The 14,390-nt window shown below is 30.8% G+C and carries 16 protein-coding genes and 1 tRNA gene; 8 read left to right on the top strand and 9 right to left on the bottom strand.

Going from position 1 to position 14,390, the window contains the following annotated elements; all coding sequences use genetic code 11:
- Nucleotides 1–37: 37 nt before the first annotated feature.
- From C8C88_RS11895 to C8C88_RS11875, 5 genes are read right to left on the bottom strand one after another with little or no spacing between them, the layout of a single operon-like run.
- Nucleotides 38–883: a DUF2911 domain-containing protein gene (locus C8C88_RS11895; protein WP_121338329.1), complete on the bottom strand. Its 846-nt coding sequence runs from the start codon at nucleotides 881–883 to the stop codon at nucleotides 38–40.
- 51 nt (nucleotides 884–934) lie between these two features.
- Nucleotides 935–1,609 carry an HAD family phosphatase gene (locus C8C88_RS11890; RefSeq protein ID WP_121338328.1) on the bottom strand — a complete coding sequence of 225 codons (675 nt, stop codon included), beginning with the start codon at nucleotides 1,607–1,609 and terminating at the stop codon, nucleotides 935–937.
- Nucleotides 1,610–1,651: 42 nt separating this feature from the next.
- Complete coding sequence (locus C8C88_RS11885; protein ID WP_121338327.1) at nucleotides 1,652–2,368, bottom strand: ThiF family adenylyltransferase; 717 nt, start codon at nucleotides 2,366–2,368, stop codon at nucleotides 1,652–1,654.
- A 58-nt stretch (nucleotides 2,369–2,426) separates the two neighbouring features.
- The gene (locus C8C88_RS11880; RefSeq protein WP_121338326.1) at nucleotides 2,427–3,080 is read right to left on the bottom strand and encodes a TatD family hydrolase; all 654 of its coding nucleotides are present in this window, start codon (nucleotides 3,078–3,080) and stop codon (nucleotides 2,427–2,429) included.
- Nucleotides 3,080–3,682: a DUF1684 domain-containing protein gene (locus C8C88_RS11875; protein ID WP_121338325.1), complete on the bottom strand. Its 603-nt coding sequence runs from the start codon at nucleotides 3,680–3,682 to the stop codon at nucleotides 3,080–3,082. The genes C8C88_RS11880 and C8C88_RS11875 overlap by 1 nt, the downstream gene beginning before the upstream one ends.
- Nucleotides 3,683–3,778: 96 nt before the next feature.
- On the opposite strand from C8C88_RS11875, the gene C8C88_RS11870 reads away from it, so the two are divergent.
- From C8C88_RS11870 to C8C88_RS12995, 4 genes are all read left to right on the top strand, one after another.
- Nucleotides 3,779–5,005, top strand: coding sequence for an MFS transporter (locus C8C88_RS11870; RefSeq protein ID WP_121338661.1), 1,227 nt, complete (start codon nucleotides 3,779–3,781; stop codon nucleotides 5,003–5,005).
- A gap of 105 nt (nucleotides 5,006–5,110) precedes the next feature.
- On the top strand, nucleotides 5,111–5,479 hold the full coding sequence (locus C8C88_RS11865; RefSeq protein WP_121338324.1) for a BlaI/MecI/CopY family transcriptional regulator: 369 nt from the start codon (nucleotides 5,111–5,113) through the stop codon (nucleotides 5,477–5,479).
- Nucleotides 5,480–5,522: 43 nt separating this feature from the next.
- Nucleotides 5,523–7,382 (top strand): M56 family metallopeptidase, encoded by a 1,860-nt coding sequence (locus C8C88_RS11860; RefSeq protein WP_121338323.1) that lies wholly within the window; start codon nucleotides 5,523–5,525, stop codon nucleotides 7,380–7,382.
- Between the two features lie 78 nt (nucleotides 7,383–7,460).
- Nucleotides 7,461–7,604, top strand: coding sequence for an SsrA-binding protein (locus tag C8C88_RS12995; protein ID WP_121338322.1), 144 nt, complete (start codon nucleotides 7,461–7,463; stop codon nucleotides 7,602–7,604).
- On the opposite strand, the gene C8C88_RS11850 is transcribed toward C8C88_RS12995, so the two are convergent.
- Nucleotides 7,598–8,110, bottom strand: coding sequence for an adenine phosphoribosyltransferase (locus tag C8C88_RS11850; RefSeq protein WP_121338321.1), 513 nt, complete (start codon nucleotides 8,108–8,110; stop codon nucleotides 7,598–7,600). The two genes, C8C88_RS12995 and C8C88_RS11850, sit on opposite strands and share 7 nt — an antisense overlap.
- Nucleotides 8,111–8,180: 70 nt before the next feature.
- Here C8C88_RS11850 and C8C88_RS11845 point away from each other — a divergent pair.
- A tRNA-Arg gene (locus C8C88_RS11845) sits at nucleotides 8,181–8,257 on the top strand.
- Nucleotides 8,258–8,434: 177 nt separating this feature from the next.
- Nucleotides 8,435–9,004: a pentapeptide repeat-containing protein gene (locus C8C88_RS11840; RefSeq protein WP_121338320.1), complete on the top strand. Its 570-nt coding sequence runs from the start codon at nucleotides 8,435–8,437 to the stop codon at nucleotides 9,002–9,004.
- Here C8C88_RS11840 and C8C88_RS11835 read toward each other — a convergent pair.
- The 3 genes from C8C88_RS11835 to glyA form a co-directional block, all read right to left on the bottom strand.
- Nucleotides 9,001–9,549, bottom strand: coding sequence for a GNAT family N-acetyltransferase (locus tag C8C88_RS11835; RefSeq protein ID WP_233549334.1), 549 nt, complete (start codon nucleotides 9,547–9,549; stop codon nucleotides 9,001–9,003). The two genes, C8C88_RS11840 and C8C88_RS11835, sit on opposite strands and share 4 nt — an antisense overlap.
- The gene (locus C8C88_RS11830) at nucleotides 9,521–10,114 is read right to left on the bottom strand and encodes a tRNA-(ms[2]io[6]A)-hydroxylase (protein ID WP_121338319.1); all 594 of its coding nucleotides are present in this window, start codon (nucleotides 10,112–10,114) and stop codon (nucleotides 9,521–9,523) included. Before C8C88_RS11830 ends, C8C88_RS11835 begins: the two co-directional genes overlap by 29 nt.
- 124 nt (nucleotides 10,115–10,238) lie before the next feature.
- Complete coding sequence (glyA, locus tag C8C88_RS11825) at nucleotides 10,239–11,513, bottom strand: serine hydroxymethyltransferase (RefSeq protein WP_121338659.1); 1,275 nt, start codon at nucleotides 11,511–11,513, stop codon at nucleotides 10,239–10,241.
- Between the two features lie 109 nt (nucleotides 11,514–11,622).
- Here glyA and fahA point away from each other — a divergent pair, with 109 nt between their 5' ends.
- Nucleotides 11,623–12,906, top strand: coding sequence for a fumarylacetoacetase (fahA, locus tag C8C88_RS11820; protein ID WP_121338318.1), 1,284 nt, complete (start codon nucleotides 11,623–11,625; stop codon nucleotides 12,904–12,906).
- A 103-nt stretch (nucleotides 12,907–13,009) separates the two neighbouring features.
- Nucleotides 13,010–14,194, top strand: coding sequence for a hypothetical protein (locus C8C88_RS11815; protein WP_121338658.1), 1,185 nt, complete (start codon nucleotides 13,010–13,012; stop codon nucleotides 14,192–14,194).
- Nucleotides 14,195–14,390 lie beyond the last annotated feature (196 nt).

Below are 14,390 nucleotides of genomic sequence, written 5' to 3'. Positions count from 1 at the left end.
AATTGAAACGGGATTTTTTATATAAAATGGTAAAAGATTATTTTTTACTCCATTCAGCAATGCTGTCTTTATTCATTTTTACATAATCCTGATTTTTTGCAGCTTCTGCAGCTGCAAGAGATAATTTTGCTGTTTCAATAGCTCCAGCTTTATTTCCTGATTTAGCTTGAATCAATGATTTTAGTCTATTATACCAAAAAGGCTTTTCAGCACTCATATCCAAAGCTTTATTCACATATTCTAATGCCTTATCATTGTCTCCATTAGATTGGAAAATAAATTGAGCTGCTGCAAAATAATCTGCTGAAGTTGGTCCAGCTAAAGCTTTTTCTATATTAGCATTAGCTGTTTTTTGTGTTGGAACTTCAAACTTAACTGCCACATATGAATTTTCCCAATAGATTTCTAAATATGCATAATTAGGGTCTAAACCACTTACACCTATAGTAAATGTTTCTACTGGTTTTGAAAGAGCTTCTTCTTTTACAACTGTTCTAAGAGCAACATTTGCTTCATTAAATTCTTGAGGTGTTCCCCAGTTATCTGTTGTAGAATAGAATATTACTTCCCAACTTTCAATTTTAGGAACAGTGTACAAAGCATATTTTCCTTTTTTTAATGTTTTACCATCAATAATAACATCATCACTAAAAGAAACTATAGTGTTTTCATTAGCTCCGGTTCTCCACAGTTTTCCAAAAGGAACTAAATTTCCAAAAACTGCTCTACCTTTAGCGCTCGGTCTTGAATAATTTACTTCAACATCTGTCAATCCTACGGTTTGAATCACTGTTGATTTAGGACTAGACTGAGGTGTTTTAACCTGAGCCTCAATGGTGAAATTGGCGATAATAATAGCCAAAGCAATAATTATATTTTTCATAAATTACAATTTAGGTGTTTTCAAATTTACAAATTCAGATAGTTCTAAATGTTAATTATTACTTAATTTAGAATCTATATCAGCTACTTTCTCAAAACTTAATTCATTGAAATGATTTATAATTGTGTCAGCTTCAGATAAATCCTGATCTTTAGAGTGAAGGCTATTGTAACCAATACATAAAATCCCAGCAGCCTTTGCCGCTTTTACACCATTTGTACTGTCTTCAATTACAATGCAATTTTCCTTTGGAGCAATAGATAAAGAAGCTGCATGCTCAAAAATAGCTGGATGTGGTTTTGATTTTGGAAAATCTTCGCCACTTACAATATGAGTAAAATAATCATGTAACCCAAAACGAGTAAAAACGCGATCAATAGTAACTTTTGATGCCGAAGAAGCAACAATCAATTGAATACCGTTTGCATGCAAATCTTTGATTAAATCTTTGACTCCTTCTAATAAATCTAAATCTTCTTTACTATCAAAAGCATCATTAAAAATGGTTCTTTTTCTTTGAATTAAATCTTCAACATTATGTTCAAGCTGAAAAGCTTCTTTCAAAGTTTGAAATGTATTTCTGGTTGAAAATCCTGTAAAAGAAGTGTACATTTCTTCTGGAACCACTATTTTAAGTTCATCAAATTGTTTGTAATAGGCATAATGGTGTACGGGTTCTGTGTCGACAATTACACCATCCATGTCGAAAATTACTGTTTGTATCATTGTATTGTTTTAGATTTTAAGATTTTTAATTAAAAAAAAGAATTATTCTTTTTTAAGCAAATAACGAATTACAGTTTCCGCAGCATATAAACCAAATAAACCTGGCATATAACTATTGGTCCCATAAAATGATTTTTTGAAATTAGAACCATCAGTCATTCTGAGGCTGCTTTCATCTTGGATTTCCGAAGAAAAAACAACTTTCAATTTATCAATTTTAACTTCTTTTAAACGTCGTCTAATTGTCTTTGAAAAAAAACAGTTAACCGTATTCGAAATATCTGATACCTTCACTTTGGCTGCTTCCATTTTGCCTCCAGCACCCATACTGCTTATGATTTTAACTCTTTTTCTTTTGGCTGCAATAATCAAATTTAGTTTTGGCGTTACACTATCAATACAGTCCAAAACATAATCAAATTCATCTGAAACAATTTCAAATGCGCGTTCTGGTGATAAAAATTCTTGTACACGTGTTAACTTCAATTCTGGATTAATATCCATTAATCGATCTCCAACAATAGTAACTTTTGGCTGTCCAACAGTAGAATGCAAGGCTGGTAATTGTCGATTAATGTTTGTAATATCAACCACATCCCCATCAACAATAGTCATTGTTCCTACTCCAGCTCTGGCTAAAAATTCGGCAGCAAATGATCCTACACCACCCAATCCTACAACCAATACTTTTGCATTTTGCAATTTATTTAATCCTTCTTTTTTAAATAAAAGTTCGGCTCTTTCTGTCCATTCTGCCATTTTTTTCTTGTTTAAAGTTTAATATTAAAGCTGAATACTTCAAAATTTGTTTTTCTGTTTAAAATTGAATTTTAAAAACTTTATTAAAATTAGTTCTTATTATTTCCTGAATTTCTTCTACCGAAACTCCTTTATATTTTGCTGCTAATGCGTAAACAGCCTGTATTCCTTCATCGATTGTATCTGTTTCTAAAAAAAATCGATCGTTTGGTATGTTTTTAAAAACCAACTCTATTTCTGGATTTCGTAATAAATACTTTCCAAACGAAATATAAAAACCATTATCCAATAATTGTTTAGCTAATTGTTCACTTTTGGAAAACCCATGAATCAAAATTGGCACTGTAATATTCTCTTTTCTAATAATATCAATCAATTCTTGAAAAGCTGCGACACAATGTATCACAACTGGTTTTTGGTATTTTTGAGCTAAAAATAATTGCTTTTCAAAAACAGATTGTTGCAAATCCATTGGAATATCGATGCGTTTATCTAAACCACATTCGCCTAGGGCCAGACAATTAGATTCTTTGAGCTTACTTTCAATTATCTGCAAGTCAGATTCCAAGCGGTTTTCGTCAATATACCAAGGATGAATCCCAGTAGAATAAAACGTAATTGACCCATCAAATTCGTAAGGATATTGATTAACCAATTCTAATATATTAGGTTGATTGGTATATATGTGGGTATGTAAATTGAAATATTCCATTAATCATGAAATTTTTTAACTCCTGCTTTTATCGCTATATTTAAATCATTTTCTAAAGGTACTTTAGGGCATGAATATTTATGACTATAAGCGCAATACGGATTATATGATGTGTTAAAATCGATAGTAATCGTATTTCCTTTAGGTACTTTCATATCAATATATTTCCCTCCTATGTAGCTTTCTTTTCCAGAACACAAATCAGAAAAAGGTAAAAATAAATAGTCTTTGTATTCCTCTTTTTTCGAAAGTTCAATATTTCTATAAATATTAAGTTTTAATTTTTTGCCGTCAATAGTAAAGTAAACTTCACCATACTTAACATACATAGGTTTTCTATCCGTTGAGGTTTGCATCTCAAATGATTTTTCATTTTCGGTTCGAACAAACCTTGCTTTCACAAAGAATTTTTTATTTATTGGATAAAAATCCAAGGTTTTAAAAGTTGCTAAATCTTCTGGATCCAATGGACTTGTTTTAGGATCTGCATATTCTGCATTCAACTCTTTTTGAAACTTTTTGACTGAAGCACTATTAAATTTATTTTGGGCTGAGCCAAAATATACTTGAACCAAAAAAAATAAAATTACTAGTGTTCTCATCTTATAAATTTTAAGCAAAAATAGTTTAAAAGTTATAATGACACAATGACGCAAACCTACAAAGTTATTTACCTTTGTGAAAATATATCTTTATTCATGCTCAAAACTGCAATTCAACGTTACATAAATAATTTTAAAGGTTTTAGGCGTGAAGTTTGGATTCTAGCACTCATTACTTTTATTAACCGTGCTGGCACCATGGTTTTGCCTTTTTTATCTAAATATCTAAAGGAAAACTTGCACTTTACTTATAGTGAAGTGGGATGGATTATGGTTTCGTTTGGTATTGGTTCTATGCTTGGTTCGTGGTTGGGAGGCAAATTATCAGACAAAATCGGGTTCTATAAAATTATGATTTTCAGTCTTTTTACCAGTGGATTATTATTTTTCATATTACAATATATAACTTCTTTTTGGGGATTATGTTTCGGAATGTTCCTGATAATGACCATTGCCGATATGTTTAGACCAGCAATGTTTGTTTCATTAAGCGTTTATGCAAAACCTGAAAACCGTGTTAGAGCCTTGTCTTTAGTTCGTTTATCTGTAAATTTAGGATTTGCTGCAGGACCTACACTTGGTGGACTTATCATTTTAGGCATTGGATATCAAGGATTATTTTGGATTGATGGAAGTACCTGTATTATCGCAATTTTAATATTTGCCCTTTTTGTAAAAGAAAAGAAAAAAGAGTCGCTTGCGCCTCATGAACAAACTCCAGTCATAATTAAATCTAAATCTGTTTTTAAAGATAAACCATTTTGGATATTCCAGTTTATCAGTTTTATAAGCGCCATGTTGTTTTTTCAAATTTTCACAACCTTACCTTTATTCCATCATGAACATTTTGGTTTATCCGAAGTACAAACAGGTCTCTTAATCTCTTTAAATGGGTTTTTAGTTTTTTTATTCGAAATGCCTTTAGTGAGTTTTATGGAGCGAAAACAAATTGATAGAATCCGAATTATCCTCTGGGGTTCACTATTAATTGCGGTTAGTTTTTACATCCTTTTGCTGGATTATTGGGTAATCATTTTAATTATAAGTATTGTCTTTATCACTTTTGGAGAAATATTTGTTTTCCCTTTTTCGAATGCTTTTGCCTTAAGCAGAGCCCCAAAAGGACATGAAGGACGCTATATGGCATTATACACGATGACTTTTAGCTTAGCACATATTGTAAGTTCAAAAATTGGATTAGAAATTATAGGTCATTTCGGATATCAAATAAATTGGTTCATCATGGGAACTTGCGGTTTTATTGCTTTTGGCTGCTGTTTTTGGTTACAAAAAATTTTAGCATTAGAAAGACAAAACGATTAATTTTCCTAAACACTTTTCTTTAAAACTTAAAAAATAGTTAAATAACTATATTTATAGTTTGTCAACTAAAAATATAGTTGTAAGTTTGATTCAAATAATAAAATCATGCAAAAACTTACAAATAAAGAAGAAGAAATCATGCAAATTTTATGGAAGCTTAAAAAAGCATTCGTAAAAGAAATTATGGCGGCAATAACAGATGAGCAACCCCATTACAATACACTTTCAACTATAGTTAGAAATCTAGAAGAAAAAGGATTTGTGTCACATAATGCTTTTGGAAATACACACCAATACTACCCAATAGTGAGTATCGAAGATTACAGAAAACGCTTCATAAATACTGCTATTGACACTTATTTTAACAGCTCTTATAAAAATATGGTTTCCTTTTTTGCAAAAGAAGAAAAAATTTCGGCAGATGAGTTGCGTGAAATTTTAGCGATGATTGAAAGCCAGAAAGAAGAAAAATAATTTTATCAATTAAAAGCATAAAATAACCTTCTAACACAATAGTATGGAATCACTTTTTATTTATCTAATCAAATCCAGTGGGTTAATTGGTTTATTTTATTTAGCCTATTTTTTTATGCTTCGAAAAGAAACCTTTTTCAACAGTAATCGTTGGTTTCTATTAGCTGGTTTATTTACTTCAATCCTTTTACCTTTACTTGTTATTACCAAAATAATTTGGATTGAACCCACTCCATCTAACATTAACTGGGCAAATATCCCAACAACAAATTATATCCAAGAAAAAACATTTGAAGATTATTTGCCTCTTATTTTAATAATAACTTATTCGGTTGGAACAGTATTATTTCTTGCCAAATTTGCTTTTGATTTTTTTAGCTTAAACAGCATTTTGAAAGGAAAAACCATTCAAAAACAAGCTGACTATAAGTTTGTTGACATTACCGAGAATCTTGCTCCTTTTTCTTATTTCAATACAATCGTTTACAATTCAACATTATATAATGCTTCCGAATTAGAAAACATTTTAGAACACGAAAAAGTTCATAGCGAACAGTTTCACACCATTGATGTCCTTATTTCAAGATTGTTTTGTGTAGTTTTTTGGTTCAACCCATTTGTTTGGTACTATAAAAAATCCATTTTGCAAAACCTTGAATTCATTGCTGACAGTGAAGCATTAAAAAAAATATCTGATAAAAAAGCCTATCAAATCACACTTTTAAAAATAACAACACAAGAAAATTGTGTTGCCATTACCAATCATTTTTATCAATCATTAATCAAAAAACGAATCGTTATGTTAAACAAAAATCAATCAAAAAAATGGAACTCTTGGAAGTACACTTTAATACTTCCGGCATTAGTAGGCTTTGTTCTTTTATTCCAAATCAAAACTATTGCACAGGAAAAAAAGAGTCCGAATGAAACCCAAACTAAAGGTGAAATTATTATTACTATTGACAAAAATTTTTCGGATGAAGAATTAAAAAAACAAGTGGAGTTATTCAAAAAAGAATACAATTGCGATCTTATTTTTTCTGAAATAGAACGTAATTCTGACAATGAAATTATAGGAATTACTGTAAACCATAACAAAAATATATATGGCAATGAGACCTACAAACAACAACATAGCAATAATCCCATAAATCCATTTTACATTAAAGGTGATTTATCCGGTAAAGTAAGCATTGTTAATGTCGCAAAAAACAATAAAATAGAAGATGTAGAAAAAGATGTTGATTCAGAAAATGATGTAGTTTCTATCACTAAAGAAATTTTTATTGACGGTGCAAAAGTTAGCAAAGATGACATGGACAAATTAGATCCAAATGAAATTGAAAGCATGGATGTAATAAAAAATACAAGCAAGCAAGAAATCAGAATTGTAACTAAAAAATTCAATAAAACACTTCTTGAAAATGAAATCTATATCAATGATAAAAAAGTAGATAAAAAAGAATTATTGCTACTTGACCAAAACACTATTGATAAAATGGATGTCAATAAAAATGAGAAAACGATTCGAATAATTACAAAAAATTCAAATGAAATTTTTAATAATTCTGATGCTCCAACACCTCCAATTCCACCAACACCTCCAACTTTTAAATTTAAAAGTCCTAAACCACCTACTTTTCCAAAAGCACCGAAAGCACCAAAAGGCAGTCCAATAAATGGTGACAAAAAAGCTTGGAAAGAGTTTGAAAAGAAAATGGAAGAATTTGATGCTAAAATGGAAAAACTAGAACCTCAAATGGAAGAGTTCGACAAACAAATGGAGGAGTTTGACAAGCAGATGGAACCTTTCAATAAAGAAATGGAAGCTTTTGACAAAAAAATGAAAATTTACGAACAGCAAATGCAAGAATATCAATCCAATTTAAAGCAACAAAAATAAATACCATTTTATAAAACCAAAAAAGACGGTCTCTCATCAAGACCGTCTTTTTTTATATCTTTGAAAAAAAAAATATCTATGTTTAAAATTCTAGCCAAAGTTAACGAAATCATATTACCCAGTTTTACTAAACAAAGATTGGATATTTCTAAAGCTAAAAAATGGCAGATGGCTATTATAGGTTACCGGTATTATATTACCATTAGAGCCATAAATCAATAGGTAATCGCCGAGAAGATTTCGTTCCCTTTGATTTTAGCTCTACCTTTTAAAAAAGCTAATTCCATCAAAAAATTGCATTGTACAATTTCACCACCCAATCGTTCTACTAATTCACAAACCGCTTTTACTGTTCCTCCCGTTGCTAAAACATCATCATGGATTAATATTCGGTCTCCTTTTTGAATAGCATCAATGTGAATTTCTAAAGTATCTGTTCCATATTCTAAATCATAGGTTGCCGAAATGGTTTTATAGGGTAGTTTTTTTGCCTTTCTAACAGGAATAAAACCCACATTTAGTTCTTGTGCTATAAGCATCCCAAAGAAAAAACCTCGGCTCTCCACTCCTATTACTTTGTCAATTTTTTTATCTTTTAGTGTCGAAACCAATAATTGAAGGCATTTATTTCTTGCTTCTGGATTGATTAGTAAAGGAGTTATATCTTTAAATAAAATTCCTTCTTTTGGAAAACCTTGAATATCACGTATATAATTTTCTAATACCATTTTTTTTATTTTTTATATAGAATATGACTTGCAAGTTACACATTTATCCTTATATTTGCACCCGAATTAAGGCCTCGTGGCGCAACTGAATAGCGCACTTGATTACGGCTCAAGAGGTTACTGGTTTGAATCCAGTCGAGGTCACCACAGTAAAACGCAATTATCTAAAAATTTGATAATTGCGTTTTTTATTTTAATTGATTTGTTTTTATTTCTATTTTATTAGTTTAAAAAGTCACTAGTAAATTTACAACTTTTATTAGTAAACAATCCATATTTTGTAGAAGTCAATTTTAACTTATTTCATTTTCATCAAATAAAAAAATGCCCGAATATTTTTTAGACATTGCATACGAAAACATCTCTTATGGTTCAGATGAAATGAATTTGAAGGAATTTGAATGTTGTACTTTTACCAATTGCAATTTCTCTAATTGCAACTTTATAGCCGTAACCTTCATTGACTGTGTGTTTAATAATTGCTCTTTTAGTAATGCTAAAATTAACCATGTGGCTTTAAGAACAGTCTTTTTTAATCATTGTGAAATAAAAGAGGTCAACTTTTCGATGTGTGACAAACTTATTTTTGAAGTAAATTTCAAAGATTGCAACTTAGATTTTTCTAAATTTTATACTTTGAAAATAAAAGGTACTCAGTTTACGAATTGTAGTTTAGTAGCGGTAGATTTTATGAGTACGGATTTGACAGAGGTAATTTTTGAAAATTGTGATCTTTATCGTTCTGAATTTTCAAAAGCAATTGCTAATAAAGCAGATTTCAAAACAAGCTACAACTATACTATTGATCCAACAAAAACTAAAATTAAAAAAGCAATTTTCTCGCAAGATGGACTAAAAGGTTTGCTCTTTAAACACGATATTATAGTAAGTTAATTAAGCTTTTTTTTCATTTTATAGTCTTCCATCAAAAAACCGTAATCTAATTCTATATCTTCTTCTCCTGTAATTTCAAAACCCATCTTTTGATAAAAAGAACAGGCTTTATTAAAACGATTTACATTTAAAGACACCGCATCCGAATCATTTTTTTTAGCAAAATCAACTACAGCATCAATTAATAATTTTCCTGCTCCTTTACCTTGCGCTTCAGGAAGTAAATATATTTTGTGTAAACGTGTCGTTTTTTGATTTAAATAATGATGTTCAAAAGAAGCAAATCCCAAACAAAAATCATCTTCATAAATCAATATGAAAAAATGCCATTGATTAACCATTAAATCAAGCAAGGCATCTGAATCATAAAATTTATCCAACATATAATCCAGCTGTTCTTTAGAAAGAATTTCGCCATATGTACTTGGCCAAGAACCGTATGCAATTTGTTGAATAATACTAATATCCGCGGGAGAAGCTTCTCTAATAGTAATCATTTGAGTTTCTAAATTTAGTTTAGCCGTGAATGGTTTCACTTTTGCCATAATTAGCAATAACAGATTCTTCAAATTCTAACCACTCTCTCCAGCGTTTTTCAACATCGATTCCAACGCCATATTTTCGAGCATAGGTTATAAAAGTAGTGTAATGTCCTGCTTCGCTTTCCATTAAATCTCTATAAAAAACAGATAATTCTTCATCTTGAATATTTTCTGAAAGCACTTTGAAACGTTCACAACTTCTAGCTTCAATCATAGCAGAAAACAATAAACGTTCTACTAATCCAGAAACTCTGCTTCCATCACCACTTTTTTTCATGTACAAATACAATTCATTTACATAATCATCTTTGCGTTCGCGACCTAATTTAAGACCTCGTTTGATAATAATGTTATGCACTTGTTCAAAATGATCAATTTCTTCTTTGGCTAAAGCCAATAAATCCTGAACTAAATCTTGATGTTCTGAATTATTAGTGATTATTGTAATCGCATTTGTAGCTGCTTTTTGTTCACACCAAGCATGATCTGTTAGGATTTCTTCAATATTTTTTTCTACAATATTTACCCATCGAGGATCCGTTGGTAATTTTAATCTTAGTACAGACATTTATACAATTTGTTTAAAGTTTAAAGTTACATTAAAATAAAAAAAGTTTAAAGTTTAAAAAATTGCGATCACTTTCCGTAAACACAAAACCTTAAACCTTAAACTTTAAACTTTTTTGAACTTTTTAGTATACGAAAATAGCTCTTTCGCTCATCATTTCGTTTACTTCAGCAGCTACTTCTTCGATTACATCTTCGTTTGTGTGATTCATCAACACTTTATCGATAAGCGCAACTATAGTTTCCATATCTTCTTCAACTAGACCACGAGTAGTGATTGCAGCTGTTCCAACACGAATACCTGAAGTTACAAATGGTGATTTATCATCAAAAGGAACCATGTTTTTGTTAACTGTAATTTCAGCTCTAACTAATGCGTTTTCAGCGTCTTTACCAGAAATGTTTTTGTTTCTTAAGTCAATTAACATCATGTGGTTATCTGTACCACCAGAGATAATTTCATACCCTCTTTTTACAAAAGCATCAGCCATAGCGTTTGCATTTTTTTGTAATTGTAAAGCATAAGTAAAGAACTCATCTTTTAAAGCTTCACCAAATGCAACAGCTTTAGCAGCTATAATATGCATTAATGGACCACCTTGATTTCCAGGGAAAACAGCTAAATCTAATAAATTAGACATCATTCTTACTTCACCTTTTGGAGTAGTTAAGCCAAAAGGGTTTGGGAAATCTTTACCCATCATAATCAATCCACCACGAGGACCACGCAGTGTTTTATGTGTAGTTGTTGTTACAATATGACAATGAGGTAATGGATCATTCATTAAACCTTTTGCAATAAGACCTGCAGGATGAGAGATATCAGCTAATAAAATAGCACCAACACTGTCTGCAATTTGTCTGAAACGTGCAAAATCCATATCACGTGAATAAGCCGAAGCTCCAGCGATAATTAATTTTGGTTGCTCTTTTGTAGCAATTTCTTGAATTTTATCATAATCTAATCTTCCAGTTTCTTTATCAACACCGTAAAAAGCTGGGTTGTATAAACGTCCTGAAAAGTTTACTGGAGAACCATGAGTTAAGTGACCACCATGTGATAAATCAAAACCTAAAATTTTATCTCCAGGTTTGATACAAGCATGATAAACCGCTGTATTAGCCTGAGAACCAGAGTGTGGTTGAACATTAGCATATTCAGCACCAAATAATTCTTTAGCTCTATCAATAGCAATTTGTTCAATAACGTCAACTACTTCACAACCTCCGTAGTATCTTTTGCCAGGATATCCTTCAGCATATTTGTTCGTTAAAACAGAACCAGCTGCTTCCATTACTTCATCACTCACGAAGTTTTCTGAAGCTATCAGCTCTAATCCGTGTATCTGTCTTTCTTGTTCTTCTAGAATAAGGTCAAAAATTTGTTCGTCGCGTTGCATTTCTTTGATTTTCGTTAATTTTGACGCAAAAATACAAAAAAACGTTTGGTAAACTGTTAGATTATAATATATTTGATGAGTATTTTTTAACAAAATAATCAACATTTCCATGCCAATAACCGCCAACAATACTAAAAGAAAATCATGGTTACCTGTTTTAGACCACAGTGACTTCCCAATCCAAAATATTCCTTTTGGTGTTTTTCTTACAAAAGAAAACGTAGTAACTGTTGGAACCAGAATAGGTGATTTTGCTATAGATTTAGGTGCTTTACAGCAACTGAATTATTTTGAAGGAATTGAACTTACAGATGATATGTTCATGCAGGATACTTTAAATGATTTTATATCTGACGGAAAAAAAACATGGCGATTAGTTCGAAATCGTATTGCTGAAATTTTTGATGAAAAAAATCCAAAATTAAGAGACAATGAAAACCATAAAAACATCGTCATATTTAATATGGATGATGTTGAAATGCAATTGCCCGTTTTAATTGGAGATTATACTGATTTTTATTCTGGAAAAGAGCACGCTACTAATATTGGTAAAATGCTTGGTGGCACTGAGAATGCATTACTACCGAACTGGCTTCACATACCTGTAGGTTATCATGGAAGAAGTTCAACAATTGTTCCTTCGAAAATACCTGTTAACAGACCAATGGGACAAACTTTGCCTAATGGCGAAACTACTCCTGTTTTTGGCCCTTCAAGATCTGTGGATTTCGAATTAGAAACCGCTTTTATTACAACAGATGCTAACATAATGGGAGAAAACATCCCTATAAGTGAAACCGAAGATTATATTTTTGGAATGGTTTTGTTGAATGACTGGAGTGCTCGTGATATTCAAAAATGGGAAAATGTTCCTTTAGGACCTTTTCTTTCTAAGAATTTTGCAACATCAATTTCTCCTTGGATAGTAACAATGGACGCTTTAGAACCTTTTAGAACAAAAGGACCTAAACAAGACCCAATACCACTTCCCTATTTACAACAAAAAGGAAAACATTCTTTTGACATTAATTTAGAAGTTGCCATACAGCCCGAAAATAGCGAACCAACTGTGGTTTCAAATTCAAATTTCAAATATCAATATTGGACTATGTGTCAGCAATTAGCGCACCATACTTCTAATGGTTGTCGAGTAAATTCAGGCGATATGATGGGATCTGGAACAATTTCTGGACCAACACAAGATAGCCTTGGTTCTATGCTTGAATTGACTTGGGGAGGAAAAAATCCAATTAAACTGAAAGACGGAAGCGAACGAAAATTTATTAATGATTTCGATACTGTAATCATGAAAGGATATTGCCAAAATGGACAAGTCCGAATTGGCTTTGGCGAGGTTTCAAGTAAATTACTTCCTCCTTTTACTAGAAAATAAATCTATTTTGAATACTTTTAACCTAACAAAAATCGATTTGTTAGGTTTTTTTTTATGGCCTCCATTTTTAAAAATTATTATAAAAATCCCAAAGAATAACTTTATGAAAAAAAACATTCTGCTATTATGTCTCTTTATACTTATTTCATCTTGTGGAGTTAAGCAAACTAAAACCTTACTTGGCTCTGGAAATTATGATGAAGCAATAAACATTTCATTATCAAGTTTACGCTCAAACAAAGACAAAAAAAGCAAACAAGATTATATCTATTTACTCGAAGAGGCTTTTGCCAAAGCTAAAGAAAGAGATCTTAATACCTTAAATCTTTTAAGTAAAGAAGCAAATCCTTCGCAATTAGAAAAAATATATACAACTTATATACAATTAAATGATCGTCAGGAGAAAATAAAACCGCTACTTCCGCTGCGATTAATTAAAGAAGGGCGAAACGCTATTTTTCCATTTGATGATTATAATGACTCGATTATTAACTCAAAATCAGCATTATCAAATTATTTATATAAAAATTCAAAAGCATTAATGGCTTCTTCAAATAAAATGAATTACCGAAAAGCTTTTGACGATTTAACATATTTGAATCAGATAAATCCAAATTATAAAGACGTATTACAGCTTTTGGATGAATCTAAATTTAAAGGCTCTGATTTTGTTATTGTTTATACCAAGAACGAAACAAATATGATCATTCCAGTACGTCTTCAAAATGACTTACTCGATTTTAACACCTATGGATTAAACGACAAATGGACCGTTTACCATAGCACTAAAGAACGAGGAATTGATTATGATTACAGTATGCTAATTAATTTTAGACAAATTTATATTTCGCCAGAACAAATAAAAGAGAAAGAATTTGTAAAAGACCGTCAGATAAAAGATGGGAAAAAGAAATTAATTGACGCAAATGGAAAAGAAGTATTGGACGAAAAAGGGAAAGTAGTCTTAGTTGACAATCTCCGAAACGTAACTGCACGCATTTTTGAGTCGAGACAATTTAAATCCTGCCAAATCACTGCAAAAGTGGATTACATAAACTTTAAAACAAATCAATTGATGCAGACATTCCCAATAAGTAGTGAGTTTATTTTTGAAAATATATATGCTACTTTCAAAGGTGACCGTAGAGCTTCTGATGATAATTACACTTCTTATTTTGATAAAAAAGTAGTTCCTTTTCCAAGCAATGAACAAATGGTTTATGATACTGGAGAAGATTTAAAAGCAAAACTGAAAGACATAATAAATAGAAATAAATTTAGAAATTAGTCTGTTTTTATACCCAATTAAATATCCTTTAAAACGAATACTTTTAAAGGATATTTGCATTTAAATCAAAATATAACATGCTATTAAAATTTTGTTAGAAAAAGAAAAAAATCTATTCTATTTCGAAAATATTTGTACTTTTGCAGTCGATGAATAAAACCAGTTTACATATAACTTCTTTATCACGGATAAACAC

It is taken from the genome of Flavobacterium sp. 123, assembly GCF_003634825.1.
Lineage (GTDB): Bacteria > Bacteroidota > Bacteroidia > Flavobacteriales > Flavobacteriaceae > Flavobacterium.
Note: the sequence above shows the minus strand (reverse complement) of the source record. Positions and strands in the feature narration are given on the sequence as shown.

Excerpts from the sequence above, each read along its gene's own strand:
- C8C88_RS11830 (WP_121338319.1), bottom strand. The coding sequence starts at position 10,114 with ATGTCTGTACTAAGATTAAAATTACCAACGGATCCTCGATGGGTAAAT.
- C8C88_RS11840 (WP_121338320.1), top strand. The coding sequence starts at position 8,435 with ATGCCCGAATATTTTTTAGACATTGCATACGAAAACATCTCTTATGGT.
- C8C88_RS11815 (WP_121338658.1), top strand. The coding sequence starts at position 13,010 with ATGAAAAAAAACATTCTGCTATTATGTCTCTTTATACTTATTTCATCT.
- C8C88_RS11835 (WP_233549334.1), bottom strand. The coding sequence starts at position 9,549 with ATGGCAAAAGTGAAACCATTCACGGCTAAACTAAATTTAGAAACTCAA.
- C8C88_RS11865 (WP_121338324.1), top strand. The coding sequence starts at position 5,111 with ATGCAAAAACTTACAAATAAAGAAGAAGAAATCATGCAAATTTTATGG.
- C8C88_RS11850 (WP_121338321.1), bottom strand. The coding sequence starts at position 8,110 with ATGGTATTAGAAAATTATATACGTGATATTCAAGGTTTTCCAAAAGAA.
- C8C88_RS11875 (WP_121338325.1), bottom strand. The coding sequence starts at position 3,682 with ATGAGAACACTAGTAATTTTATTTTTTTTGGTTCAAGTATATTTTGGC.
- C8C88_RS12995 (WP_121338322.1), top strand. The coding sequence starts at position 7,461 with ATGTTTAAAATTCTAGCCAAAGTTAACGAAATCATATTACCCAGTTTT.
- C8C88_RS11895 (WP_121338329.1), bottom strand. The coding sequence starts at position 883 with ATGAAAAATATAATTATTGCTTTGGCTATTATTATCGCCAATTTCACC.
- C8C88_RS11885 (WP_121338327.1), bottom strand. The coding sequence starts at position 2,368 with ATGGCAGAATGGACAGAAAGAGCCGAACTTTTATTTAAAAAAGAAGGA.
- glyA (WP_121338659.1), bottom strand. The coding sequence starts at position 11,513 with ATGCAACGCGACGAACAAATTTTTGACCTTATTCTAGAAGAACAAGAA.
- C8C88_RS11880 (WP_121338326.1), bottom strand. The coding sequence starts at position 3,080 with ATGGAATATTTCAATTTACATACCCACATATATACCAATCAACCTAAT.
- C8C88_RS11870 (WP_121338661.1), top strand. The coding sequence starts at position 3,779 with ATGCTCAAAACTGCAATTCAACGTTACATAAATAATTTTAAAGGTTTT.
- fahA (WP_121338318.1), top strand. The coding sequence starts at position 11,623 with ATGCCAATAACCGCCAACAATACTAAAAGAAAATCATGGTTACCTGTT.
- C8C88_RS11860 (WP_121338323.1), top strand. The coding sequence starts at position 5,523 with ATGGAATCACTTTTTATTTATCTAATCAAATCCAGTGGGTTAATTGGT.
- C8C88_RS11890 (WP_121338328.1), bottom strand. The coding sequence starts at position 1,609 with ATGATACAAACAGTAATTTTCGACATGGATGGTGTAATTGTCGACACA.